Genomic DNA, 25536 nt, shown 5'->3' with positions numbered 1-25536 from the left:
CAAGACAAGCGGACCCGCACGCGCAATCACAGCCATACCCGGCCGGCGCGTGCATCCTACGGATCATGAGCGACACCCCTGACATCAAGACCGCTGACCTCTGTGACGCCCACGCGGGCACTCCGCGATTCCAGGTCGCCGAGCCGGGCTTCCTGGACTACGGCGGGCGCAGGAGTTTTTCCGGACCCATCAGCACCGTGCGCGCGCCGGAGGACAACTCGCTGGTGCGCAAGGCATTGGAGGAGCCCGGCCAGGGCCGCGTGCTGGTGGTGGATGGCGGAGGCAGCCGCCGCTGCGCGCTGGTCGGTGACGTGCTCGCGGCCCTGGGCCAGAAGAACGGCTGGGCGGGCGTGGTGGTCAACGGCTGCATCCGCGACGCGGAAGAGGTCGGCCGCACCGGCATCGGCGTGAAGGCGCTGGGCACCCACCCGCTCAAGAGCGGCAAGCGCAACGAGGGCCAGCGCGACGTGGAGGTGCGCTTCGCCGGCGTCACCTTCACCCCTGGCCATCACCTCTACGCGGACGCGGACGGCATCGTCACTTCGGAGAAGGCGCTGCGCTGAGCCTCCCCTTCCCTGCCCCGGGCCACACGGAGCGCAGCGTCCCCGCGATGGTGCGCAGCGCCTCCGCCCTCGGGTGCCCCGGGCGCCACGCCAGCGCGAGCGTCCGGCCCGGCCCCGGCGGCGCGAAGGGCCTCACCACCAGCTCCCCCCGCCGGTTCTCCATGGGCACCGCCAACTGGGGCAACAGCGTGACGCTGCCCACCGCCATCACCATCTGCGCGAGCGTCGTCAGGCTGGTGGCGCGGTAGTCCACCTCGCGCGCCCCCACGCGCGTGCACAGCGCCAATGTCTGACTGCGGAAGCAGTGCCCGTCCTCCAGCAGCAACACGTCCTCGTCATCCAGGTCGCGCAGTTGCACGTGCTTCTTCTTCTCCAGCGGATGCCCCGGCGGCGCCGCCACGACGAAGGGATCCTCCGCGATGACCACGTGCTCCACCTGACGCCCCAGCTCCACGTCCACCGCCAGCAGCGCCGCGTCCAGCCGGCCCTCGTCCATGTCGCGCATCAGCAGCGCCGTCTTCTCCTCCCGCAGGCGCAGTTGCAGCTTCGGGTAGCGCTTCACCAGCGCGGGCACCACCTCCGGCAACACGTAGGGCGCCACCGTGGGAATGGCTCCCAGGTGCAGCGGCCCCGCGAACGGGTCCCCCATCCTCGCCGCCGCCTTGAGGATGTCCTCCGCCTCCGTGAGCACCCGGCGCGCCCGCGCCACCAGTTCCTCACCCGCGGGCGTGAGCATCACCCGGCGCGCGTCCCGCTCGAACACCTTCACCCCGAGCACCGACTCCAGCTGTTGAATCTGCGCGCTCAGGGCGGGCTGGGAGACGTGGCACCGCTCGGCCGCCCGCCGGAATCCCAGCGTCTCCGCCACCGCCACCAGGTACTCCAACTGCCGCAGGGTGATGTCGTTCAGAGAGGCCATGGTCCGTCCTTGACGCCTGGAACCGATAGCCCCTGCCTATCACTCCCATCCAAACGATGTCTTGGCCCAATCAGCGAGACCTCTCTACCTTTCTCCGCGTCGAAGTGCCCCGAAGACCTCCACGCAAAGGAAAGCGTCCATGTCCCCGCGACCCACCCTGACGACCGAAGCCGGCGCGCCGGTCTCCGACAACCAGCACTCGCAGACGGCCGGTCCCAACGGTCCGGTGCTGCTCCAGGACCACCACCTGCTGGAGAAGCTGGCCCGCTTCAACCGCGAGCGCATCCCGGAGCGCGTGGTGCACGCGGTGGGCTCCGGCGCCTACGGCACGTTCGAAGTCACCCAGGACATCACCCGCTTCACGCGCATGAAGGTCTTCAGCGCGGTGGGCAAGAAGACGGAGGCCTTCCTGCGCTTCTCCACCGTGGCGGGCTCCAAGGGCGCGCCGGACACCGCCCGCGACCCGCGCGGCTTCGCGGTGCGCTTCTACACGGAGGACGGCAACTGGGACCTGGTGGGCAACAACACGCCGGTGTTCTTCCTGCGCGACGGCATCAAGTTCCCGGACTTCATCCACTCGCAGAAGTACGACCCGTACACGAACTGCCAGGAGCCGGACAACGTCTGGGATTTCTTCTCCTACTCACCGGAGGCCACGCACCAGTTCACCTGGCTCTTCGGCGACCGGGGCATCCCGGCGACGCTGCGTCACATGGATGGCTTTGGCTCGCACACCTTCCAGTGGGCGAACGCGAAGGGCGAGCGCTTCTGGGTGAAGTTCCATTTCAAGACGGACCAGGGCATCCGCACCCTCACCACGCAGGAGGCGGAAGCCCTTGGCGGCAAGGACCCGCAGCACCACCAGCGCGACCTGTACCAGGCCATCGACCGGGGCGAGTTCCCCTCGTGGACGCTCAAGGTGCAGGTGATGCCGGAGGCGGACGCCGCGAACTACCGCTTCAACCCGTTCGACCTGACCAAGGTGTGGCCCTACAAGGACTACCCGCTGATGGAGGTGGGCAGGCTCACGCTCGACCGCAACCCGGAGAACTTCTTCGCGGAGGTGGAGCAGGCCGCGTTGGATCCATCGCACTTCGTGCCCGGCATCGGCCCGTCCCCGGACCGGATGCTCCAGGCGCGCCTGTTCGCCTACGGTGACGCGCACCGCTACCGGCTGGGCATCAACAGCACGCAGCTGCCGGTGAACGCGCCCAGGGGCGTGAAGGGCGGCGCGCGCAACTACGGCCGTGACGGCGCCATGCGCTTCGACGGCAACGGCGGGCGCGGCCCCAACTACGAGCCCAACAGCTTCAACGGCCCCGCGCAGACGGACGAGGGCTACGGCACGGGCTACGCGGTGAGCGGCATGACGGGCACCTTCGTCCACGGCAAGCACGCCGAGGACACCGACTTCGTCCAGGCCGGCGCCCTCTACCGGCTGATGGACGAGGCGGCGAAGGCGCGGCTGGTGGAGAACCTCTCCGGCAGCCTGGCGCAGGTGAGCCGCGAGGACATCATCATCCGGGCCATCGCCCACTTCCGCGCCGCCGACGAGGACTACGGCTCACGCATCGCGAACTCCGTCCAGCAGAAGCGCCGCGCCCGCTAGGGAGGAATGCCGGCCATGAGCCCCACGAACGATCCGAGGCCCCCCCTTCCCACTCCGGCCGACCATGACGCCGCCCTGATGGACGTCGCGAGGTCCGCCTTCGCGATGGCCCGAGCGGGCGATGCCGGGAAGCTCCGGCAGATGCTCGACGCCGGGATACCCGTGGGGCTGCGCAACGAGCGGGGGGACTCCCTGCTGATGCTCGCCAGCTACCACGGCCACGTGGAGGCGACGCGGCTGCTGTTGCAACGCGGGGCGTCCCCGGAGCAGCCCAACGACGCCGGCCAGACGCCCCTGGCCGGCGCGGCCTTCAAGGGCAACGTGGCCATCGCCACGGTGCTCCTGGACGCGAGCGCGGACGTGGACGGCGCGGGCCCGGACGGCCGCACCCCGCTGATGTTCGCGGCCATGTTCGACAAGCTGGAGCTGGTGGAGCTGCTCATCCAGCGCGGCGCGAAGAGCGAGCAGCGGGACGCGGACAAGCGCACCGCGCTGGACTACGCGCGGGCACTCGGTGCGTGGCGCACGGCCACGCGGTTGGAGTCCAGGTCCTGAGCCCGCGCTGTCACTGGAAGTAGCCGTCCGAGAGCGTGCGCAGGAAGGCGACGAGGGCCTGCTCCTCCTGGGGGGACAGGCCCAGGTTGCCCATCTCCTGCGTGTTGATGTTCAGCCCCACCTCCGGCAGGGGCCAGCAGTCCACACCGGGCATCCCAGACGCGCTCCCCGTGCAGACCGGCAGCACGTCACGCGTGTTGTAGAAGTGGACGATGGACTCGAGGCTCTTGAAGTAGCCGTTGTGGCCATAGGCCTTGGTGAACCCCGGGAACGGACGCTTGTCCACGTTGCGCAGGGTGGGGACCTTGACCCTGCCCAGGTTGGCGCGCGCATAGGGCGCATAGTCCTGGCGCGTCTGGAGGAAGCCGCCCAGGCCCGTGTCGATCCAGAAGGGCCCGTCCGGGTTGAACTGGAGCTGCCAGTACCAGGGGTTGAGCAGGTTGCGCGGCACGCCCAGGTTCTCGAAGGTGTAGTCGGTGAAGAGCGGCGGCTCGCCGTGCGGGCCTCGCTGGCTCGTGTGGCAGTTGTCGCAGTTCGCCTTGCCCTCGAAGAGCCTCAGGCCCCACTGCTCCTGCGAGGAGAGCCGCGCGCGGCCGGCGAGATAAGCGTCGTATTTCGAAGAGAAGGCGTTCACCTCGCGAGAGCTCTCGTACGCGGCGATGGACCTCGCGATGTTGTCATACGCGCGCGGCACGTCGCCGCAGATGCGCGCGCCCCAGACAGACCGGAAGAGGTCGCCGTACGGGCCGCCGCAGACCTTGGCCACCACCGCGGCCTCGCTGGGGTTGTTCTGCTCCACCGGGTTGAGGAAGGGGCCCTGCGCCTGGTCCGCGGCGGGGTTGCCCAATTCCTCGCCGGTGGCGCGGCCATCCCAGAAGTTGCCGCCCACGAAGGCGGGCTGGCCTGGCGTCACCAGGTGGAGGATGGGAGCCGGCGTGGCATAGGCGGATGACGGCGGCTTGCGATTGCCGAAGCGGCCCCGCACGGCGCCTTCGTATACAGAGCCGGTGAGGTTGATGAGCAGGCTGGGACCCGTCCAGCCCACCTCGGGGCCATGACAGACGGCACAGGCCTGGCCCATGGGCTCGGAGAGGCGGCGGTCGAAGAAGAGCAGCTTGCCCAGCCGCTCCACGGGCTTCAGCCCGCCAGCCGCCGACGTGGGCTCCTCGCGCAGCGTGGCCTCGAAGATGGCCAGGGCCTGGAGGGATTCCGCTGTCTCCGGCGGCTTTGCGTCGTCTGGAGTGTCCCCGCTCGCGGGAGCTTTCAATGACAACGTCCCCGGAGCCGGAGCGACTTCGCACGCCAGCGGCCCGCCCAGCGCCAGCAGCAGGGACAACCTCCACCATGACCGTGAGTCGCGCATGTCCGGCACCTCGATTGAGAGCGGCCAGGGTGCCGTCGCCACCGGGCCCCGGCCATGGTCCGGGAGCGCGGGTTGATGTCGGATTCCCGGGATGAGATTGCCCTTTGGACAGGTCCCTCATGGGACCGGGTGCCTCGCATTGACGGAAGGGGAGGCTGTCGATACTCCGGGGGCACCTCCCTCGGACACGGCGGAGGGCCTGTCAGGAAGGAACACCGACCATGAGCTCCCCGAACGATCCGAAGAATGCCTCCCCGTCCGCCGAGGACGCCGCCGTGCTGGACTTCGTGCGGAGCGCCTTCGCGCTGGTCCGCTCGGGGGACGCCGGCAAGCTGCGCGAGATGCTCGACGCAGGGCTCCCCGTGACTGTTCGCAACGAGCGGGGCGACTCCCTGCTGATGCTGGCCAGCTACCACGGCCACGTGGAGGCGACGCGCCTGCTGCTGGAGCGCGGGGCGGACCCCGAGCAGCCCAACGACGCCGGCCAGACGCCCCTGGCCGGCGCGGCGTTCAAGGGCAACGAGGCCATCGCCACGGTGCTCCTGGACGCGGGCGCGGACGTGGACGGCGTGGGCCCGGATGGCCGCACGCCGCTGATGTTCGCGGCCATGTTCGACAAGCTGGAGATGATGGAGCTGCTCATCCAGCGCGGCGCGGACCACCGGGCCCGGGACGCGGACAAGCGCACCGCGCTGGACTACGCGCGCTCCATGGGCGCGCAGCGCGCGGCCGCCCGGTTGGACCCAAAGCCCTGAGCCTCACGCGTTCGTGTGGCCCCAGGCGTCCTCGGACGGCCTTTCCCGGGCCGTCCCCTCCCCCACCAGCGAGGTGACGGCCTCCACGATGTGCCCCGCGTCGATGCCGGCGGCGTCCAGCAGCTCCGCGGGCTTGCCGGAGCCAGGCATCTTCGTCACCGCGAGCCGCACCACGGTGGGCAGCCGCTCGCGCTCGCCGGTGAAGGCCTCCAGCACCGCGTCCGCCAGGCCCCCTTCCGCCCAGTGGTCCTCCACCACGATGAGCCGCCCCAGCGTCTCGCGCGCGGCCTTGCGCAGCGTCTTCGCGTCCACCGGCTTCACGGAGTACAGGTCGATGACGCGCACCGCGAGGCCGTCCTTCTTCAGCGCTTCGTAGGCCTTGAGCGCCTCGTGCAGCGTGATGCCGGCGGCCACCACCGTCGCCACGTCCTCATCGGACTGCCTCACCACCTTGCTGCCGCCAATGGGGAAGTCCTCCGTCGCCGGGTAGAGCACCGGCGTCTTCTCACGGGTGCTGCGCAGGTAGGTGATGCCCTGGCGCTCCACCAACTGCGCCAGCAGCTTCGCGGTCTGGTTCGCGTCGCTCGGGTAGACCACCGTGCTGCCGCCCACCGCGCGCATCATCGCCAGGTCCTCCAGCGCCATCTGCGACGGGCCGTCCTCGCCAATGGACACGCCCGCGTGGCTGCCGCACAGGTGCACCGTGGCGTTGGAGATGGCCGCCATGCGCACCTGATCAAAGGCGCGCGACAGGAAGGCCGCGAAGGTGCTGACGAAGGCCTTCTTGCCCAGCACCGCCATGCCCACCGCGCTGGACACCATGTTCTGCTCCGCGATGAACATCTCGAAGTAGCGCTTCGGGTGCGCCTTCTGGAACTCGTTCGAGTACGTGGAGTTGGACACCTCCGCGTCCAGCGCCACCACGTCCGGCCGGGCGTTGCCCAGCGCCAGGAGCGCGTCGCCATACGCCTTGCGCGTGGCCTCCTTCTGGCCCACTTCATACGTGGGCAGTTGCAACGGTGAGGCCTTGTCCTGGACGGTGGCCTTCAGCGGCTCCGGCTTCTTCACCTGGATGCGGACATCACGCGCTCCGCCCAGCTCGCGGATGGCGTCCTTCGCCTTGTCCTCCGGCAGCGGCTTGCCGTGCCAGCCATCGTGGTTGGCGATGAGCGAGGAGCCGTGCCCCTTCTCCGTCTTGCAGATGAGGCAGGTGGGCTGTCCCTTCTTCGCCTGGGCTTCGGCGAAGGCCCGGTCAATGGCGTCCAGGTCATGCCCGTCCAGCGTGATGGCGTTCCACCCGAAGGCGCGGACGCGGGCCGCGTAGGCCTCCAGGTTCCAGCCCAGCTCCGTCTCACGGCTCTGCCCCAGACGGTTCACGTCGATGATGGCGCACAGGTTGTCCAGCCCGTAGTGGCTGGCCTTGTCGAACGCCTCCCACACGGAGCCCTCCGCCGTCTCGCTGTCTCCCATGAGCACGTAGGTGCGGAAGGGCAGCCCGTCCATCCTGGCGCCCAGCGCCATGCCCACGCCCACGGCCAGGCCCTGCCCGAGCGAGCCGGTGGCCACGTCCACGAGCGGCAGCACGTGCGGGTTCGGGTGCCCCTCCAGCCGGCTGCCGAATTTGCGCAGGGAGAGTAATTCCCGGTCGTCGATGGCGCCCGCCGCCTTGAAGGCGGAGTAGAGGACCGGGCAGGCGTGGCCCTTGGAGAGCACGAAGCGGTCGTTGTTGGGGGCCTTCGGCTGCTGGAAGTCGAAGCGCAGGTACTTCTGGAACAGCACGGCCATGATGTCCGCCGCGGACATGGACGAGCTGGGATGGCCCGAGCCCGCCGCCGTGGTGCAGCGGATGCTGTCGATGCGCAGCTGCGCCGCGAGGTCCGCCAGGGTGTCCGCCATCGTGTCGCTCCGGGGTTGGGGGTCCGCCGGTACTGTGTTGACTGTTCCGGCTCGCGAGAAGCGCTGCCCCCCGCCGGCCCTGTTCACAGGCAGAATCCGCGAGTGCCTGCCCGCCCGGCCGGACCTGGGCGACGGGGCATGCGCACATTGAAAGAACGCCATCCGGGGAGCCCTGGGCCCCCGCCGGGAGAATCCATGAATCCGCTGCGACAGCTCGCCGAGTTCGGCCAATCCGTCTGGGTGGACAACCTCCAGCGCAGCTACATCACGAAGGGCACGCTGAAGAAGTTCATCGAGGAGGACGGCCTCAAGGGGCTCACCTCCAACCCGACCATCTTCCAGAAGGCCGTGTCGGGCAGCGACGACTACCAGGACCTCTTCGACGCGGCGAAGGGCAAGGGCCTCTCCGGCAACGACCTGTATGAGCAGCTCGCCGTGCGCGACGTGCAGGGCGCCGCGGACCTCCTCAAGCCCGTGTACGACGCGACGAAGGGCCAGGACGGCTACGCGTCCCTGGAGGTGTCCCCCCGGCTGGCGCTGGACACGAACGGCACGCTGGAGGAGGCGCGGCGGCTGTGGAAGACGCTGGCGCGGCCCAACGTGATGATCAAGGTCCCGGGCACCCTGCCGGGCCTGCCTGCCTTCGAGCAGCTCACCGCCGAGGGCATCAACGTCAACGTGACGCTGCTCTTCAGCCAGGAGCGCTACAAGGAGATCGCCGAGGCCTACGTCGCGGGCCTGGAGAAGCTCGCCGCGTCCGGCGGGGACGTGAGCCGCGTGGCGAGCGTGGCGTCGTTCTTCATCAGCCGCATCGACGCCATCGTGGACAAGGAGATTGAGAAGAAGCTGAAGGCGGGCGCCACGCCGGAGCAGCAGAAGGCGATGGAGGGGCTGAGCGGCAAGGTGGCCATCGCCAACGCGAAGCTCGCCTACCGCACCTTCCAGGAGGTCTTCGGGAGCGCGCGCTGGAAGGCGCTCGCGGCGAAGGGCGCGAAGGTGCAGCGGGTGCTCTGGGCGAGCACCAGCACCAAGAGCCCGAAGCTGCGCGACGTGCTCTACGTGGAGGAGCTCATCGGCCGCGACACGGTGAACACCATGCCGCCCGCCACCATCGACGCGTTCCGCGACCACGGCAAGGTGCGCTCCAGCCTGGAGGAGGACCTGCCGGGGGCGGAGGCGACCATGCGCCAGTTGGAGGCGGCCGGCATCTCCATGAAGACCGTGACGGACGAGCTGGCCACGGACGGCATCCGCCTGTTCACGGAGTCCTTCGATCAGCTCCTCTCCGCGGTGGGAGAGAAGCTGAAGAAGACGTAGGAATCGGCCTTCTGCCCGGCGGTCAGGCTGACGCCGGGCGGAACAGGGTCTCAACCTGGAGTGCGATCTCGACGGCCTTCGGCCATCCCATGCTGAGGTACGCATCCAACGCCCGGAGGTAGTCGGCTCGGAAGTCCGTACGCACCGCGAGGGCGCCGTCGTCATCCGCGAAGACACGGGCGAGCAACTCGACCGCGAGGTCCGCCGATTCCCGGTCACTCAGCTGGCCTCGGCTCATGGCCCCCTCGACGTAACGCCTCAACCAGTGGAGCGTGCGAGGTGCGTCCAGGTGAGCGCAGAACGAGAGCCCCTTGACGAGTGCACGAGCCGTGAACGGCGAGAGCCGCTCCAGGAGCAATTCCAAAATCGGCTCGACGCGCCTCCACCAGGCACGCATAGCCTCCGCCTGGGACGCGAAACCCGCCATCGGAGTCTCCGCCCCTTCAGCCGAGATATCCTCGTAGAGCGGGTCGCCCTTCTCCTCGTCTTCGTCCAGAGGCACGAGGCGCAACCTCGCTGCGAGGTCTGGATCCTGGGTGCGCAACCATCGCATGGAAGCCCGGCAGAACTTGCCCGCGACTCCCTGGAAGCACTCCTCAAGGCGTTCACGCCACAAGTCGGCCCCCCAGGAGGTCGTGATGACACGGGGCGGCTGCCATTCAGGGGAATCAGCCCTCAACTCACCCAGGCAGCTCTTGAGGACACCAAGGAGGAGGGCCTGGGCGCGCTCCACGATTTCAGGTCTTCGAACCAACTCCGGGCGCTTTCGAGGGAGTCCTTCCGGGAGGACCACCCGAGTGGTTTGCCACAACACGTACTGGAGCTCCACGGCTCCATCTCGAGGCCCCTCCAGAAGGCGGGAGAGTTCCTCTTCCACCCAGGCCGGCGCAAGAACACAGTGGAGCATGCCGAGTGCTGCTCCCGCTGTCTTCCGAAGATCGAAGTGAGTATCCCGCTCTTCCTCACGATGTTGACGTGCTTTGTAGAGAAGTGCCTTCAACAGCGCGTCCGCACGCATCGCATCCCGACCGCGGAGGTGCAGTTGCCAAGTGTCTATGAGGAGTCGATAGAGCAGCTCCGTGCCATCCCTCCGAAGGCCTACCTCCTCCACCCACTCCTCGAGCGACTCGAAGACGACGGATGGAAAGGGCTCCAACAGGCGCCAGAGATACGACCCCAACATCTGGCGTACCTTCCCGCGAGGGCTCCGAGCCACACGACGCAATGCTTCTGCATGAGGGGACAGGCTCCCCTCGCGTAGCGCCAGGCCAATGAGGCCCCGGGCCGCGCTGGACTGAGCATCTCCGGGCTCCGCGCCAAACGCGTAAAGCCCCTTCGCGTTGGGATCAGAGGGCGAGTCCAGTGCCTCCTCGAAGCGGGCAGTCATCTCCGCCATCTGCAGGTCATCCAGGAAGACCCTGGCATGCGCCAGGTCCGACAGGGCATGAAGGACATATCGTCGGACGACGTCAACCAGCACGGGCTCCACGGAAGACGGAGCCGCCGCCATTCGGGCTTCCGCCTCTCGGACGACACGAAAGACTTCTGCCACCTCCGCGCCAGGGCTCTCGAAGGCGAGGAGCTCACGAAGCGCGTCACCCACCTCGATGAGGGGTCCGTGCCCGGGACGGTCTATGTCGACGTGCCTGTTCGCGAGCAGGTCCTTCATGTTCTCGGGAATCGGAAGGATGGTGGGAACAGGAACGTCCTCATCGACGTCCGCGTTCCTCGAACCCAAGCCTTTGCTCAGGCGCAGCGCCTGCTCTCCCAGATGCTCCTGGGGAATTCTCCGAAGGAGAGTCGCCCTGGCTCGTTTGATTTGACGGAGCCGGGTCCGTGCGCCCCTGCCCACTTCGCCTCGGAGTCCAAGAATCACGGCCTCAATGCGATGGAGGTCTTCCGGCGCCAGTTCGTAGCTGACAGTCTCCAGGGCCCTCCGGGCGAACCAATGAGTGCCTCGCCCCACAAGGACTGCGGGAGCCAGGAGCAGCTCCAGGCACCTCCTCCCCAAGAACTCAGGAGCCTCTCTCATGGCAGCGAGAACCTGACACCAGAGACTCGCCTGGTCGTTCTCATGGAGGAGGACCGACCAGACCCGGGTGAATACCTCTTGTCCGTTTGCACCTTTCGCCAGCGCTACGAGCTGATCCCGCCAGCTCTCAAGGAGTTCGTTCGGGTTCTCCGTGTTGAGATTGATGGAGTTCCAGCACCAGCGCCAGTAGCCATCTTCCACCATCCGCCGCTCCTGGCCCGCCAGCTTGAGCGTCTCGAAAGACTGACTGTGCGAACCGCGGTCGTGCCTCTTCGAGAATCGACGTGCCACGTGAAGCACGGCCCGGGTCGCCTCTTCGGGAGAGACTCTGAAGAAAGAAGGAAAGTCTCGGTTGAGCTGGAACCTGGCGCCCTCTCCACTGGCGCCCCATGGCGCGACCTGTTTCGTAAGCGCCTCCGCCCCGGAGAGCGTCCGCGCCTCCCAGCACCCGAACGCCACCTCATAGAGCCAGCGCGCCAGGCGTGCGTCTCCGCGCGCGATGTCACCGAGGTGGTTCGCAAGCTCGCTCAACGCAATGGCAGGCCGGGTCTCCAGTCCCTCTTCAACGAGGAGTTCACGGATGAAGTCACGGGAACGCTCCGGAGCTGAGGAGAATGTCCGGCAGATCCATCCGAGCATTGGACGCGGAGCTTCGCCCCAGGGGTCCTGACGGCTCCGCTCGTCCGCCAGGAGGATCGCGGCAGCGTTCATGAGCCCACGTGCCTCGTCTCCCAGGCTCTCGAGGTGCGTGTCTGCGGTGGCCAGGAGCAATTGGCAGGCCTCCAAGAGCTCCGGTCCCGACGTGCGCACCAACTGCTGTGCCAGGCGGAGCCACCATCCGCCTTCTCCCTGCGGGAAGCGGCGAGGCAACATGACGAAGGCAGCCCCAATGGCCACTCCCTTGAGTGCACGCGCCCAATCCTCCTCGTCACGGCCCGGGCCCAAGGCGCCCCGCATGAGCGGGTCGAGTTCCGCCTCGGTCTTCGCCTCCTCCGCGATGACCACGTAGGCCGAAAGCCGGTGCAGTCCCGAGACCCTGGCGCGCTCGAGCTCGAGCAGCAGATCCCAGAAGTCGAGCCGCCCCCTCACCCAGGTGTACCGCAGGAACAACACCAAGCTGGGGCGCAGCATGAGCGGCCAGGCCTCATCCGAGACCAGCTCGGCGGTCAGCCGCTTGCGACGGCGGCGCACGAAAAGCCGCTCGGCGGCATAGTCGAAGAAGAGGTGGTGCGAGAACTCGACACGCTCCACCTCGGGGAGCCGTCCGGGAATGAGCGGCGGATGGCGGATGAGCCCGGTACTCAAAAGGACATCGAGCACGGGTGTCGGTAGCGCTCGCGGAGGTATCTGCAGTGTGCGCTCATGGACCATCTGATCCACCAACGCCGTAAGCCCGGCTTCGAGTTCGGCGTGCTGGGGGTGATCCAGGATGCGCCGCTCCCAGTAACGCTCGAACAGCTCCGCCTGTGTCGAAATCCCAGAGAGCGCCGTGGGCTCCTGCCCCTCATCGAGCATCTGGCAGAGCAGATCCAGGCTGAAGAGGTTCCGGATGACGGACCTCAGCGCGGGAGCATGAGCCAACACGCGTCCCAGCACCGGGAAGGCCGTCAGGACCTGCTGTAACTCTTGCTCGCTGAGCACATCGATGAGGAGCGCGTTCACCCGAGCCCCCAGCACGGCCGATGCGTCGGGAACGCCCTCCTCGGAGTCCAGCCATTCTAGCTCCCGGGCGAAGCACTGCTTGAGCCAGCTCGCGTACTGGGCATCCACCCGGCGGATGGAGACGATCACGCGCACTCCTGCGCCGCGGGCCTGTTTCAGCAGCTTCTGGTAGGCGTTCTGGGCACTGGCATCTCGGACGCCATCCAGCCCATCGACGATGAGGGTGATGCCCCCGGTGGCCCGCGCCTCGCTGAAGAGACCACTCCAGGAGTGCTGAAGCATGAGCGTGGCGCCCATGCGCATGGGAGTGGGCCCCATCAGGGAGTCTGCGGCCCAGTACCAGACACGCTGCTCGCGCTTGCGCAGCTGACGAGCCAATTGGAGGAGGCAGCCGGTCTTGCCCGTACCCGCGTCCCCGACCACCACGAATGAGGCTTCCGGTGCGTCCAGCAAGGCGCGGAGCGCAGGCCGCTCGAGCGAGAAGGTCCTCCCCAGTTGGAGGCGGGAGCGTCCCTCCTGCTCATGCGCGGCGAGCTCATCCTGTGAGAACTTGTCCAGGCGATCAAAGTCCCGCCAGTAGTCACTCCCCTCCCGAAGTGAGACCTTCTCGGCCAAGACCTTGCGGAGTGAGCTGCGGTCATGGAAACGCCGTTCCGCCAGGAGATCATCCGCGCAGCGGTGAAGGAGCGCCATGGCCGTGGGCGCTTGCCATGACTCTGAGAGGAGCCCGTACTGGAGGGCATCCTGAGCGCTCAGGAAGTCTGCTTCTCCTTCCGCCAGCCGGAGCTGTGCCACACACACCTGTCGAAGCAGGTGCTGTCGTAGAGTGCTCAGCGCCGCGAGTGAGTACTTCCCGGCAAGCCGATCCAGGATCGAGGTGATGTTTTCGGCCAGTTCGTGCTCCCGGGCGTTGGTCGCGGCCGCCACCAGGGCCGCTCCGTCCGCCAGGGAGCGGTAGCGGTCTAGGAGCTGGACGAGGCGAGTGAGCGTTCCATTGTGCTCCTCGTAGAAGAGGACATAGCGGCGCTCCCCCGTCTCCCCTGCGTCCGCCTGGGACTGCCGTGCGAACTGCAGCAGGACGGAGCCCCACTCACTGTCTTCGGACACTCCCACCTTGAGCGACCGCTTGCACTGCCCATAGAGCCGTGCGCCGCCAGACAGCTCGACCCGGATGTCGTCGATTGCGTCTCCACTCTCCCCGGCAAGCCGCTCCGCGACACAAGCCCCCACCAGCCCAAACCGGGCGCCCAGGCGCGTGCCGAGGAGGATCCGCGTCATCCACCAGGCAGCCACCCGGGCCTGGAAGCGCTGACCTCCAGCCATGGCGCTACCACCGGCATCACTGCGCTCCGTCCGTTCCATGGGCTCCCGACTGTAGCGCTCGGCAAGCCAGACGAGTGAGTCGATGTCGGCGGGATCGCATGCGTGAGGACTTGGCGCATCGCGTTCTCCGGGCATCATCCCCTGGCGGCTCCCCCTGGGGCGGGCAGCCCGGAGGCCCTGGGAACACTCCCACCTCCTTGCCGTGCCCGGTGGAAGGCAATGCCTTGCACTCCACCCGTCCCGCCGCGTTTCACGGGTGGAGGCAAAAGCCTCACGGGTCTACCGGTAGGTGTCCAGGTAGGCGCGGTGGCTGTTGGAGAACTCGAAGTTCGTGAACTTGTCCCAGTTGATGGACCAGGTCATCAGCCCCTTGAAGCCCGGGTAGCCGCCGGCCTTGCGCAGCACGTAGGTGCCTCCGAAGGACTGGCCCTTCATCAGGTAGTCCAGCGCCTTCTGCACGTTGGCGGTCGTGGTGTAGCCACCGCCCGCGGCCTGCGGCGAGGACGGCAGGCCGATGACCACCTGCTCCGGCCGCAGCGCGGGGAAGACGGCGCTCGCGTTGCCGCCCACGGGGAAGCCCTGGAGCAGCATCTCCGCCATGGCCACATGGAAGTCCGGCGTGCTCTGCGCGTACGCGCGGCCGTCCAGGGCCATCACCGTGCCGGTGTTGTAGTGCTGCACGTGCAGGTACGTCAGCCGGTCGCGCAGCGCGTGGATGACCGGGAGGTAGGCGCCCCACGGGCCGCCATACGCCGCATAGCCGCCCTGCACGTAGGCGGTCTCCGGCGCCATGGTGAGCAGGAAGCCCGAGCCGTTGTCATTGAGCAACTGGCGCGTGCCGGCGATGAGGTTCTGGATGCGCGGCGTGGTGGGGTTGCGGAAGTCGGTGTCCCCGCCGTTGAGCGCCAGCGACGCGCCCTCCAGGTCCAGGTCCAGGCCGTCAAAGCCATACGTGTTGATGAGCCCCTGCATGCTGGTGACGAAGGCCTGCCGCGCCGCCGCGTCGTCCAGGTGGATGGTGCCGTTGGCGCCGCCCAGGGAGATGAGCACCTTGCGGCCCTGCGCCTTGAGCGTGGCGATGTCCGCCTTGAACTCGGCCACGGTGGCGTTGTACGGGGTGAAGCCCATGGTGCCTGACGGCGCGCCCGCCACCGGCTCCGCGAAGGCCACCTGGATGACGTTGAACTTCGAGGACACGTCGCGCAGCCGGATGTTGGTGGAGCCGTTGTCGAAGTTGTGCCAGTAGCCGACCAGCACCTTGCTGCCCGCCGGAGCCGTGTTGCCCGTCGTCACGGCGACGCTGTTGCTCGCGGCGGAGCGGTTGCCGGCCGCGTCGCGCGCCTTCGCGGTGAACGTGTACGTGGTGTTGGCGGCGAGCCCCGTCACGGTGGCGCTCAGCGCGGTGCTGGTGGCCGCCGCGGTGGCGCCGCCGTTGACGAAGATTTCGTAGCCGGTGACGCCCACGTTGTCGGTGGACGCGTTGAACGCCAGGGACACGCTGGAGGCCGTCACGCCGGTGGAGCGCAGGGAGCCGGGCGCGGTGGGGGCCTGCGTGTCCTGCGCGGGGCGGTTGGGCGTGGTGGTGCTGAACGCGGCGCTCGCGGCGGAGCGGTTGCCGGCCGCGTCGCGTGCCTTCACGGTGAACGTATAGGTCGTGTTGGCGGCGAGCCCCGTGACGGTGGCGCTCGGGGTGGTGGAGGTGGCGGAGGCGGAGGCGCCGTTGTTGACGAAGACCTCGTAGCCGGTGACGCCCACGTTGTCGGTGGACGCGCTCCAGGTCAGCGACACGCTGTCATACGTCTTGGAGGGCGAGCCGACGCCGGAGGGGGCGGAGGGGGCCTGCGTGTCCGCGGGAGGGTTGCCGGTGCGCTCCAGCCACAGGGCGAGCACGTTGGGCGGCTCCCAGCCCACCAGGGACGTGTGTGACTGCCGGCAGTCGTAGCCCTTCCCTCCATAGGACGCGATGTCGCCCACGGTGTACGCGACGCCCGGGGCCCAGGCGCCCCGGTCCGCGGCCAGGGCCAGGGTGGGCAGAAGCAGCAGGAGCACGGCGAGCGCCGCGCGGGACGACGAACGAGGGGGATGCATTGGGGGAAAAGCCTCCCGGAAAGGGTCCGGGACACAGGGAGGGCGGGCCCGGGGGAAGCGGGTCAAAGCCCCTGAAAGATTTCCCGAGCGGTCCTGGAAGGTTGGTCAGCGAACGGAGGAGCTCGCCCCTGGGCTCAAGCTGTCCAGTCATTGCCTCGAGGTTCTAGAGTCCACCCCCATGAAGTTCCTAGGTGAGTTGGACGAGGCCTCTCTCTCGCGGACCCAGCGCTGCAACCGTCGCCTCGTGGATCCGAACCGTCTGCAGGCCATCCGGGACACCGGGCTGATGGACACGCCCCAGGAGGAGGCCTTTGACCGCCTCGCCCGTCTGGCGGCGCAGCTGCTCAACGTCCCGCTGACCATCATGTCGCTGGTGGACGCGAACCGGCAATTCTTCAAGGCGGACTTCGGTCTGCCCTCGCCCTTCCGCGAGACGCGGACGCTGCCCATCGACGCGTCGCTGTGCCGCTACACGCTCGAGGGGGAGCCCATCATCTCCTCCAACGCGCCGGCGGATTCGTTCCTGAAGGTCCATCCGTCCACCGGCCCCTGGGGCATCGTCGCCCTCATCGTGCTGCCGTTGATCAACCCGGACGGACACGTGCTGGGGACCTTCTGCTGCATCCAGCCCACGGTGCGAGAATGGACCGCGCAGGACCACCTGGTCATGAAGGAGCTGACGGCCTCCATCATGACGGAGATCAACCTGCGCGATCAGATCCGCAAGCTGAAGACCGAGCAGCGGATGCGGGACACGTTCGTCGCGGCGCTCACGCACGACCTGCGCACGCCCCTGACGGCGTCGAAGCTGAGCGTGCAGCTGATGGGCAGGCGCCACGCGGACGTGCCGGGCGTCCAGTCCTCCGTGGCCCGGGTGTCGGCGAGCCTGGACCGCGCGGAGCGGATGATCCAGAACCTGCTGGACGCCAGCCGCATCCAGGCCGGCAAGCACGTGGCGCTGGAGGTGCGGGAGTGCGACCTCCACGCGGTCGCGGCCCAGACGCTGGAGGAGCTGTCGGCGCTCTACCCGGGGAGATTCGAGCTGAAGGCGGAAGGTGAGTTCATGATGCGGGCGGATCCGCTCGGGCTGCGCCGCATCGTGGAGAACCTGGCCTCCAACGCGGCGAAGTACGGCGCGCCGGGCACTCCGATTGAAATCCTGCTCGACCGGGATGCGACCCAGGTGAGGCTCCAGGTGCGGAATCAGGGCACGCCCATCGCGGCGGAAGATCAGCAGACCATCTTCGAGCCGTTCCACCGCACGCGCTCCGCCACGGAGAGCGCGGAGAAGGGTTGGGGGCTGGGGCTCCCCCTGGTGCGGGGTCTGGCCGAGGCGCACGGCGGCAAGGCCACCGTGACCAGCTGCGCCGAGGAGGGGACCTGCTTCACCATCACCCTCCCGCTGGACGCGAGCTCCAGACAGAAGCTCTCCGCGTAAAGGGATGGGGAGCGCGCCCCGCGCTATCCTTTCCCCATGGCCCCTGCTGATTCCTACGACGCCCTTTCCGCGCTGGAGTTGGCCCTCCTTGAGAAGGGGGATATGGCCGCGCACGAGGCGCTGCGAGAGCGTGACCGTGAGGAGGTGCTCGATGCCGCAGTGCAACTGCTGCGCTCCCCTACTTCACGGGAGCGCGCACGGGGCGCAGAGCTGCTCATCCAGGTGGCCGGACATGACTCGAAGGAGCACTGCGAACTCAGGGCGCGGTGCGCGGACGTCCTCCTGGCCGCGCTTCCCACGGAGCAGGACGCCACCGTCCTCCAGCAGATGGGCCGCACCCTGGGATACCTTGAGGACGCCCGAGCGGTATCCGCGCTGCGGCCCTTGAAGGACCATCCGGAGCCCCGTGTCCGGCAGGGAGTCGTCCGGAGCCTGATGCCGCACTCCGGCGACCCCGTGGCCATCCAGACCTTGCTGGAGCTCTCACGGGACGGTGACTCGTCCGTGCGCAAGGAGGTGCTGTCCGGACTGGCCCTCAAGGGCGAGGACGAGGTCGACAGCCCGGAACTGCGGGACGCGCTCTTCGACCGGGTCTCCGATGAGGACCGCGGCATCCGGGCGGACGCGCTGGTCGGACTGGCCAAGCGGAAGGACCCGCGCGCCATGGAGCCGCTCCGCCGTGAGCTGGCGGGACATCCCGTCGAGATCGCGGCCATCAAGGCGGCCCGGTACCTGGAAGACGCTTCGCTCCTGTCGCTGCTCCTGGTGGCCCGGGGGGCGGCGGACCGCCCCATGGACGAAGCCTTCGAGGACGCCATCAACTTCGCCATCGACTGCTTACTGAGGTCTGGCGCCATGAAAGACCGCTCCATCCAGGAGTTGATTGCCCTCGCATTGCAGGGTGACGAGGAGGATGAAACAGCCTGGGAGGCCATCCGCGAGTTGCACTTCCGGGGCGGCGACGAGGTGTTCGAGGCCGCCGTCAGGTTGCTGCACTCCGCTTCTTCACGCGAGCGTGGACGCGGCACGGACATCCTCGCGCAACTGGGCGGGCAGAGACGCAGCGACGCACTCATGGCGAAGTGCGCGGATGAAATCCTGTCCGCGCTCGCGACCGAGCAGGATGCCGACGTCCTGGGTTCAATGGGTGTGGCCCTGGGGCACCTCCGGGATACCCGAGCGGTTCCCGCCCTTCAGCCCCTGACGGCCCACCCGGACGAGGACGTCCGGATGGGCGTGGTCATGGGGATGATGCCCCATCGGGATCCGGTCGCCATCCAGACCTTGATTGATCTCTCCCGGGACAGCGACGAGGACGTCCGCAACTGGGCGACCTTCAGCCTGGGCAGCCAGGCGGAGGACGTGGATACGCCCGAGCTCCGGGACGCGTTGTTCGACCGACTCACGGAGTCCGACATGGAGCTTCGCGGCGAGGCCCTGGTCGGACTGGCGCTGCGCAAGGACCCGCGTGTCCTGGAGCCGCTGCGCCGCGAACTGGAGAGCAGCGAGGTCGTCGTCCTGGCCGTCGAAGCCGCGGAGAAGTTGGAGGACACGTCGCTGCTGCCGCTGCTCCATCGTCTTCGGGACCCACCTGGCAAGTCCGACAGCTACTTCCGCAGCGTCCTCGCCGAGGCCATCGCCCACCTGGAAGCGCTGGCGCGCTGATGTCCCTGTCCTGTGTCGTGGACAGGTCCTGACCTCTCCATAGGACAGGAAGCGTGCACGCGCCCCACGTGTGCCTTGCGGTGCGGCGGTGGGTGCACTAGCCATCGGGGACGAGGGCCGACGGCGCCGACCGCTCGGGTCCTCCGAGGATGACTCTATGGCCCAGCGCCGCCCGACCCGACCTTCCGCCTCCTCCGATTCGTCCAAGTCCCGCAGTGCCGCTGGCAAGGCCGCCACGAAGCCCGGGGGCCGTCCCGCCGGGGGCAAGGCCCCTGCCCCGGCGAAGAAGGCCGCGGTCACGAAGCCGGTGGCGCAGGCCCTGAAGACCGTGGCCTCGAAGCTGAAGCAGGTCGCGAAGACGGTGAAGGGCGCGGCGGCGAAGGCACCGGCCTCCAAGGCAAAGCCTGTCGCGAAGACGGCTCAAGCGCCGAAGGCCTCCGTGGCGAAGACGGCTACCAAGGCTTCGAAGACGCCCGCCGCGAAGTCCACGGCTCAGGCGCCGAAGACGCCCGTTGCGAAGACCGCCGCGCGGACTGCTACCGCGAAGACGGGCGCACAGCCGTCGAAGGCGCCTGTGGCCAAGGCCGCCACGAAGCCCACCCCGGCGAAGGAGAGCCCCAAGGCTTCCGCATCAAGGCCCTCCCAGGCAGTCGCAGCGGAGTCTGCGTCAGCCAAGAAGGGCCCGAAGGCCTCCGCGTCAAAGGCTGCCCAGGCGCCTGTACCGACCGAGGAGGGTGCCAAGGCCGATGCATCGAAGCCCTCCTCGGCGGCTACGGAGCCTGCTTCGACCAAGACGGACTCGAAGGCCGATGCATCGAAGCCCGCCGAAGTCGTCTCGGAGCCCGTATCAACCGTGGAGAGCCCGAAGGCCTCCGAACAGACTCCCCAAGCTTCAGAGCCGACCGCCTCCGAGCTGAAGACAGACGCCAACGAGGCCCCTTCCAAGCGCGCAGGCAAGGCACCCAAGGGCTCTTCCTCTAGAAAGACCCCGGCCGAAGGAACTCCCGCCCCCATGCAGCAGGAGACCGCCCCCGCGCCGGCAGAGAGCTCCACGGCCGCGCCACAGGCGGAGACGGGTGCTACCGGCACCGTGGAAGGACCGCCTCCCGCCACGGAGACAGCGACCGCCGAGGAAGCTCCCTCGCGCAAGGCTTTAGGCCGCGCCGCGAAGAAGAAGGCCGCCGAAGCCGAGGCCGCTCCCGCCGAAGTGACTGAAGAGGCGTCCGCTCCCGCGGCCTCCAGCGAGGATCCTGCATCGAAGTCGAAGCGCGGAGCCAAGGGCGCGGCAAGCCCCACCGAGGAGCCCGCCCCGGCCCCCTCCGCTCCTGCGAAGCCCGCGCGCACCGCCGACCCGCAGTACCTCATCCTGACCGGCGGCTCGCCCTTCCTGCGCGCCATCGGCTCCGTGCGCCGCCCGGACGGTGAAACCCTGCCGGGCTTCGCCAACCTGGCCGTGACCAAGATGTCCGCGGCCCCGCTGCCCACCGAACCGGGCCCGTACGAGTTCCGCTTCCAGGCCAGCAACGGCACCGGCGACTTCAAGCTCGCGCAGCGCAGCGAGACCGGCGCCCCACGCAACGTGCGCGACTTCGAGATGGCGTCGTCAGGCGGCTTCCAGCTCTACCGCTTCACCATCCCCTGAAGCCCCCTCACGGCGGCAGGAACCGCGACAGCAGCGCGAGCCCCGGCGCCTCCAGGGGCACGCGCCCCCGCAGCGCGGAGAACAACGACCAGCCGTGGTCCGCGAGGATGACCACGGCCGCGTCCGCCGCGACGCTGAGCCCCATGAAGCCCACGTAGCCCCCCATCACCGACGAGCGCCACACCACGTCCTTGCCGCGCACCTGGGACACGTTCCATCCCAGGCCGCGCTGGAAGGGCCCGGCCTTCACCCGGGGCGCCTGCATCCGGTACAGGGCCTTGGTGAAGGACGTCTCGCCCCGCCCCAGGTTCGTCTCCAGGAAGCGCATCACGTCCCCCACCGTGGAGTGCATCGCGCCGCCGCCCGGGAGCGCCGGGAAGGTCCACGGCGGCACGGGCTTGCCTCGCGCGGTGTGGCCCTGCAACAGCCGCGGGGCCAGTTCGTCCGTGACGCGCGCCGTGGTGTCCACGAGCCCCATGGGCTTGCAGAGCAGGTCCCGCATCAGGTGCCCGTAGTTCAGCGCCATGCGCCGGGACAGCGCGTGGCCGAGCACGCCCATGCCCAGGAAGGACTCGGAGGACGGGTGCGGCGGCGGCTGGCGGGGGTGGTAGTTGCGCAGGAACTCGCCGAACAGGCTCGCGGAGTAGTGTCCGAACGGGTCATCCGGATTCGCGGGCGCCGCGCCCAGGTTCGGCGGCAGGTGCGGCAGTCCGGACGTGTGCGTCGCCAGTTGCTCCAGCGTGATGCTCCGCGCGACCTCGTCGTTGAGCAGCGACGCGGGGATCATGTTCCCCAGGGGCTCGTCCAGCCGCACGTCCCCCCGCTCCGCCATCACCGACAGGAGCGCCGCGGTGAAGACCTCCGTGAGCGCCCCCAGGGAGAACAGGGCGTCCGTGGCCGGAGGCGTCCCCTTGCGCCGGAGGCCTTCGACGTGCAGCGCGCCCCGCCAGGTCATCGCCGCGCACACGGAGGCCGTGGGGTAGCCGCGCAGGTAGGGCCGCAGCTCCGCGTGGAGGAGGTCGGAAGGGTTCGACATGGAGTGGGGCTTTACGGGCCCGCCGCCCGGTGAAGCAAGCCTTCCGGAAAGGGTTCTGTCAGGCATCACCGCGCGAGGCCGTCTGCCTCCTGGAAGCCCCCTTTCGTCCCGGCATGCCGCCCGCGTCCGCGCCCTCCAGCGTCCGCCGTGGCCGTGTCAGGCCCCGCGTGTGCTCGCGTCCACGTGGGCCCTTCCCCTGACGAAAGGCCACCGGATGCCCGCTTCCCCCGCCGTGAAGGCGATCCTCTTCGGTCGCAACCCGCACCAGCCGGATCCGTTCGACGTGGAGGCCGACGCGGCCGAAGCGCTGGGCGTGGACACGTATCAAGCGGACCTCTCCGCCCTCCTGTCGGGCGACGCGGTGAGGGCGCTCACGGGGGTGCCGGAGCGCGGCCACCTCCGGCTCTTGTACCGGGGCTGGATGCTCACGGAGGAGGAGTACACGGAGCTCGACGAGGCCGTCCGGGCCCTGGGGCACCGGCTGGTGACGTCGCCGGAGCAGTACGCCGCCGCGCACTACCTGCCCAACTGGTACCCGAGGCTGGCCGGCTACACCGCGCGCTCGGTCTGGACGGAGGGGCCGGACGCGGCGGAGGCGTGGCGGGCGGCGCGGAAGCTGGGGCCTGCGCCGTACATCCTCAAGGACCACGTGAAATCCGCGAAGGAGCGCTGGGCGGAGGCGTGCTTCGTGCCGGCGGACGCCACGCGCGAGGACTTCGAGCGCATCTGCCAGAACCTGCTCGACGAGCGCGGAGACCGCTTCGAGCGAGGCTTCGTGGTGCGCCGCTACCTGCCGCTCAAGGTCTACGGCCGGACGCCCGCGGGCCCCGCGCACCTGGAGTTCCGGCTGTTCTTCGGCGCAGGCCGGCTGCTGGCCGCGGAGCCGTACCACGAGTTCGACGTGGAGGTGCCCGACTTCACCGCCTTCGAATCGCTGGGCCGCCGCATCCCCTCGCCGTTCTTCACCCTGGACGTGGCGATGCTGGAGGACGGCGGCTGGGCGGTGGTGGAGGTGAATGACGGCGGCGTCTCCGGGCTGCCGCCCGGGTTGGATCCGCGCGACCTCTTCGCCGCGCTGCTGGGATGATACCGTGCGCGGGCATGAAGGACTCCGTCAGCGCACACCGGGGGCTGCGCCACCGCATCGCCGCCCTCCTCCTCGTGGGGCTCACCGCCTGCGGCGGCTGTCAGAAGACGGACGCCGAGCGCGCCGCGAAGGAACGCGCTGAAATCGACCAGCGCCTCCGTGACTCCGTCGCGCTCGTGCCCTACCGCGCCCTCAAGCTCTCCGTGCGCGCGGGCGATGACCCCAAAGCGCCGGAGGAGGTGGCCCTGCTCTGGAAGGCCGTGGCCGAAACGCGCGCCCTGCCGGACAAGCCCATCACCGACGAGGCGACGCGCGCGGCGGCCCGCACGTACCTGGACCTGGGCATCGCCTTCTACAAGGCGCGCAAGACGCTCCAGACGCGCGACGAGGACGAGTTCCCCCTGCTGTGGACCCGGTGGGCCTCCGGCGAGGCCCTGCCCCTGCCGTCCTATGACGCGGGCCAGGAGCACGCCTTCCTCGCCGCCGTCCTGCTGGCGCTGGACACCGCGGAGAAGTCCGACCGCATCCCCGCCACGGAGCTCGTCTTCTACGAGCTGTCGCGCGCCACACCCACTCCCGGATGGCCCGCCCCCCTGCGCGCCGCGGTGCAGGCGAGCCGGGGCGCCGCCTTCTGCCAGGCGGGCTACCACTACGCCGCCGAGGAGGAGCTGACCGGCTTCATCAGGGAGACGGAAGCCCTGCCGCCGGAGGCCTTCCCCGCCATCCAGCAGGGCACGCCCGCGCAGTCGCGGGAGGCGGTGCTCGCGGCCGGGCACTTCCTGCGCGCCTGGAACCGCATGGGCCTCAAGCGCGAGCGCGCCGCCGAGGACGACATCGAACAGGGGCTGCGCTCGCTCCAGACGCTGGGCGTGGAGAACGAGCTGACGTGGTGGGGCTGGGCCTTCATCCACACCCGGCGCGGACGCTACGAAGAGGCGGCGGCGTCGCTCGACAAGCTCGCGGCCAGCCCCTACCTGGAGGACACGGAGCGGCGCGAGGTGCACGACAGCGCGGAGGCCCTGCGCAAGCACGGGGACAGCCTGCCCGTGTTCCAGCAGACCCGCGCGACGCTGCTCCTGGGCCGGACGCTGCTGGCGCGAGCCGGAGGCCTGGAGCACGTGCTCACCGTGCTGCTGGGGCCGGAGCGTGCCAAAGAGCTCTACGCCCCGCTCGTCTGGATGGACCGGGTGCGCCAGCGCACGGCGGCGCTCTCTCCGGAGCAGGTGGCCCAGGGCGCGGGCGAAACGCTCGACCGCGCGCGTGAAGTGGGCAACCGCGGCTGGAAGGCCCTCCAGGAGCGCCTGGACAAGACCACCGCCCAGGACACCCCGCCGTGATGCTTCGGCGCCGTCACGGAGCCGCCGCTTCGCCCAGCGCCTTCACCGGGTAGTGCTCCGGGGAGGCGCGGAAGCGGCGCTCCAACCCGCCGGGCTCGAGCACGCCCCTCTCGAACAGGCCCAGCAGGAAGGCCTCGTACGTCCCGCCCCGTGAAGGGCCCGCGAGCTTGAGCTCCTCGTAGAGCACGAAGGCCAGGACGTGCATGCCGTCGTCGTGGTCGCGGAAGAACTCCGCCCCCGTGAGCGGCCGGCCCTCGCGGTTCTTCAGCAGGCCCTCCCGCTCGCTGACGTAGACGTCGATGGCCTCCGCGCAGTCCTCCTCCGTCAGGCCGCGCGCCGAGGTGTAGCCGAACGCGGGGTCATGCTCGCGCACGAGCCGCTGGAAGTAGGGGTCCGCCTCCAGCGCGGACAGCTTCGCGTCCAACACACCCTCGCGCGCGAACGGCGGATGCAGCAGCTCATGCACCGCCGTCTTCACGGTGACGTCCGCCGGATAGGTCGCGTCCGTGAGGAAGTTCCACCCCGTCACCCGGATGCCGTGCGGCTTCGCGAACTTCAGGACGTGCGCGCTCAGCGCCGGCACCTGGAGCTCGCGGCCCAGCACCGCTTCGTTCCAGCCCACCACGTCGTGCGGCGCCACCTTCGCCGCCAGCCCCGCGATGGCCTGCTCCACCTGCGGCAGGTACTCCGCCCTCCAGACGCGGGGAAACTCCACGCGCGTGAGGAACGCCAGCAGGACGCCCAGGTCCTCGCGCACGTCCTCCATCTGCTCGAAGCCTTCCTCCCGCCCATACGTCGTGGCCAGGAAGTCCGCGCGCATCCGGCGCCACGCGGCATCGTCCGCCACCGTCGCCGCCAGGTCCTCCACCGTGGCGGCCCCCGTGACGGAGAAGACCAGCGTCAGGTACGGCCCCACCATCTTGCCGCCCTGCTTCGCCACCCGCTCGGTGAGGTGCGCGAGCGCGGCCTGCTCCCGCGTCTCCAGGAGCGCGGAGAAGCGCTGGAACTCCGCCGGGTAGAAGCGCGTGTAGAACGCGTCGCCCCGCAGCAGGTTCAACAGGCACAGCGCGTCGTAGGCCTCCGACGGCCGCAGCACCCACTGCGTGCGTCCGGAGTCCACGCGGCGCACGGGCGGCTCGGAAGCCGCCGGGACGGGCCGGGAACCCGAGCAGGCGGTCCACATCAGCGCCGCGCCCAGGAGCGCCACGGCGCGGCGGAAGGAATGCGATTCCAGGGTCATGGCCAGGAG

18 protein-coding genes are annotated in these 25536 nt (G+C 69.2%); 10 read left to right on the top strand and 8 right to left on the bottom strand.

Annotation, left to right across the window (positions count from 1 at the left end; translation table 11 throughout):
* Positions 1–65 precede the first annotated feature (65 nt).
* Entirely contained in the window at positions 66–563 is a 498-nt protein-coding gene (gene rraA / locus JYJ93_RS09635) for a ribonuclease E activity regulator RraA (RefSeq protein ID WP_206788416.1), read from the top strand.
* On the opposite strand, the gene JYJ93_RS09630 is transcribed toward rraA, so the two are convergent.
* On the bottom strand, positions 538–1482 hold the full coding sequence (locus tag JYJ93_RS09630) for a LysR substrate-binding domain-containing protein (protein ID WP_206788406.1): 945 nt from the start codon (positions 1480–1482) through the stop codon (positions 538–540). The genes rraA and JYJ93_RS09630 overlap by 26 nt on opposite strands.
* A 139-nt stretch (positions 1483–1621) precedes the next feature.
* On the opposite strand from JYJ93_RS09630, the gene JYJ93_RS09625 reads away from it, so the two are divergent.
* Both JYJ93_RS09625 and JYJ93_RS09620 read left to right on the top strand, forming a co-directional pair.
* Entirely contained in the window at positions 1622–3091 is a 1470-nt protein-coding gene (locus tag JYJ93_RS09625) for a catalase (protein WP_206788400.1), read from the top strand.
* Between the two features lie 15 nt (positions 3092–3106).
* Positions 3107–3646: an ankyrin repeat domain-containing protein gene (locus JYJ93_RS09620; RefSeq protein WP_206788398.1), complete on the top strand. Its 540-nt coding sequence runs from the start codon at positions 3107–3109 to the stop codon at positions 3644–3646.
* Between the two features lie 10 nt (positions 3647–3656).
* On the opposite strand, the gene JYJ93_RS09615 is transcribed toward JYJ93_RS09620, so the two are convergent.
* Positions 3657–5009, bottom strand: a complete 1353-nt coding sequence (locus JYJ93_RS09615; RefSeq protein WP_206788396.1) for a cytochrome c peroxidase — start codon at positions 5007–5009, stop codon at positions 3657–3659.
* Between the two features lie 221 nt (positions 5010–5230).
* Between JYJ93_RS09615 and JYJ93_RS09610 the strand changes: the two genes are divergently transcribed.
* Entirely contained in the window at positions 5231–5764 is a 534-nt protein-coding gene (locus JYJ93_RS09610) for an ankyrin repeat domain-containing protein (protein ID WP_206788394.1), read from the top strand.
* A 3-nt stretch (positions 5765–5767) separates the two neighbouring features.
* On the opposite strand, the gene JYJ93_RS09605 is transcribed toward JYJ93_RS09610, so the two are convergent.
* Positions 5768–7660: a transketolase gene (locus tag JYJ93_RS09605; RefSeq protein WP_206788392.1), complete on the bottom strand. Its 1893-nt coding sequence runs from the start codon at positions 7658–7660 to the stop codon at positions 5768–5770.
* 195 nt (positions 7661–7855) lie between these two features.
* Between JYJ93_RS09605 and tal the strand changes: the two genes are divergently transcribed.
* The gene (gene tal, locus JYJ93_RS09600) at positions 7856–8977 is read left to right on the top strand and encodes a transaldolase (protein WP_206788391.1); all 1122 of its coding nucleotides are present in this window, start codon (positions 7856–7858) and stop codon (positions 8975–8977) included.
* Between the two features lie 22 nt (positions 8978–8999).
* Here tal and JYJ93_RS09595 read toward each other — a convergent pair whose 3' ends face one another.
* On the bottom strand, positions 9000–13949 hold the full coding sequence (locus tag JYJ93_RS09595; protein ID WP_206788389.1) for a hypothetical protein: 4950 nt from the start codon (positions 13947–13949) through the stop codon (positions 9000–9002).
* A 324-nt stretch (positions 13950–14273) separates the two neighbouring features.
* Entirely contained in the window at positions 14274–16082 is a 1809-nt protein-coding gene (locus JYJ93_RS09590) for a glycosyl hydrolase family 18 protein (RefSeq protein ID WP_206788387.1), read from the bottom strand.
* Positions 16083–16260: 178 nt separating this feature from the next.
* Here JYJ93_RS09590 and JYJ93_RS09585 point away from each other — a divergent pair, with 178 nt between their 5' ends.
* Both JYJ93_RS09585 and JYJ93_RS09580 read left to right on the top strand, forming a co-directional pair.
* The gene (locus JYJ93_RS09585; RefSeq protein WP_206788377.1) at positions 16261–17520 is read left to right on the top strand and encodes a GAF domain-containing sensor histidine kinase; all 1260 of its coding nucleotides are present in this window, start codon (positions 16261–16263) and stop codon (positions 17518–17520) included.
* Between the two features lie 102 nt (positions 17521–17622).
* On the top strand, positions 17623–19185 hold the full coding sequence (locus tag JYJ93_RS09580; protein ID WP_206788375.1) for a HEAT repeat domain-containing protein: 1563 nt from the start codon (positions 17623–17625) through the stop codon (positions 19183–19185).
* Positions 19186–19677: 492 nt separating this feature from the next.
* Here JYJ93_RS09580 and JYJ93_RS09575 read toward each other — a convergent pair whose 3' ends face one another.
* Positions 19678–20115, bottom strand: coding sequence for a hypothetical protein (locus JYJ93_RS09575; RefSeq protein ID WP_206788373.1), 438 nt, complete (start codon positions 20113–20115; stop codon positions 19678–19680).
* 82 nt (positions 20116–20197) lie between these two features.
* Here JYJ93_RS09575 and JYJ93_RS09570 point away from each other — a divergent pair, with 82 nt between their 5' ends.
* Positions 20198–20827, top strand: coding sequence for a hypothetical protein (locus tag JYJ93_RS09570; RefSeq protein WP_206788371.1), 630 nt, complete (start codon positions 20198–20200; stop codon positions 20825–20827).
* Positions 20828–20834: 7 nt separating this feature from the next.
* Here the strand turns inward: JYJ93_RS09570 and JYJ93_RS09565 are convergent, their stop codons facing one another.
* Positions 20835–21863 carry a serine hydrolase domain-containing protein gene (locus JYJ93_RS09565; protein ID WP_206788369.1) on the bottom strand — a complete coding sequence of 343 codons (1029 nt, stop codon included), beginning with the start codon at positions 21861–21863 and terminating at the stop codon, positions 20835–20837.
* A 214-nt stretch (positions 21864–22077) separates the two neighbouring features.
* Between JYJ93_RS09565 and JYJ93_RS09560 the strand changes: the two genes are divergently transcribed.
* Positions 22078–22950 carry an ATP-grasp domain-containing protein gene (locus JYJ93_RS09560; RefSeq protein WP_206788367.1) on the top strand — a complete coding sequence of 291 codons (873 nt, stop codon included), beginning with the start codon at positions 22078–22080 and terminating at the stop codon, positions 22948–22950.
* 14 nt (positions 22951–22964) lie between these two features.
* Complete coding sequence (locus tag JYJ93_RS09555; protein ID WP_206788365.1) at positions 22965–24287, top strand: hypothetical protein; 1323 nt, start codon at positions 22965–22967, stop codon at positions 24285–24287.
* Positions 24288–24300: 13 nt separating this feature from the next.
* Here JYJ93_RS09555 and JYJ93_RS09550 read toward each other — a convergent pair whose 3' ends face one another.
* A complete protein-coding gene (locus JYJ93_RS09550) occupies positions 24301–25527 on the bottom strand; it encodes a hypothetical protein (protein ID WP_206788363.1) in 1227 nt (408 codons plus the stop codon).
* Between the last annotated feature and the right edge of the window lie 9 nt (positions 25528–25536).

The organism is Corallococcus sp. NCSPR001 (assembly GCF_017309135.1).
Taxonomy (GTDB): Bacteria; Myxococcota; Myxococcia; order Myxococcales; family Myxococcaceae; genus Corallococcus.
Note: the sequence above shows the minus strand (reverse complement) of the source record. Positions and strands in the feature narration are given on the sequence as shown.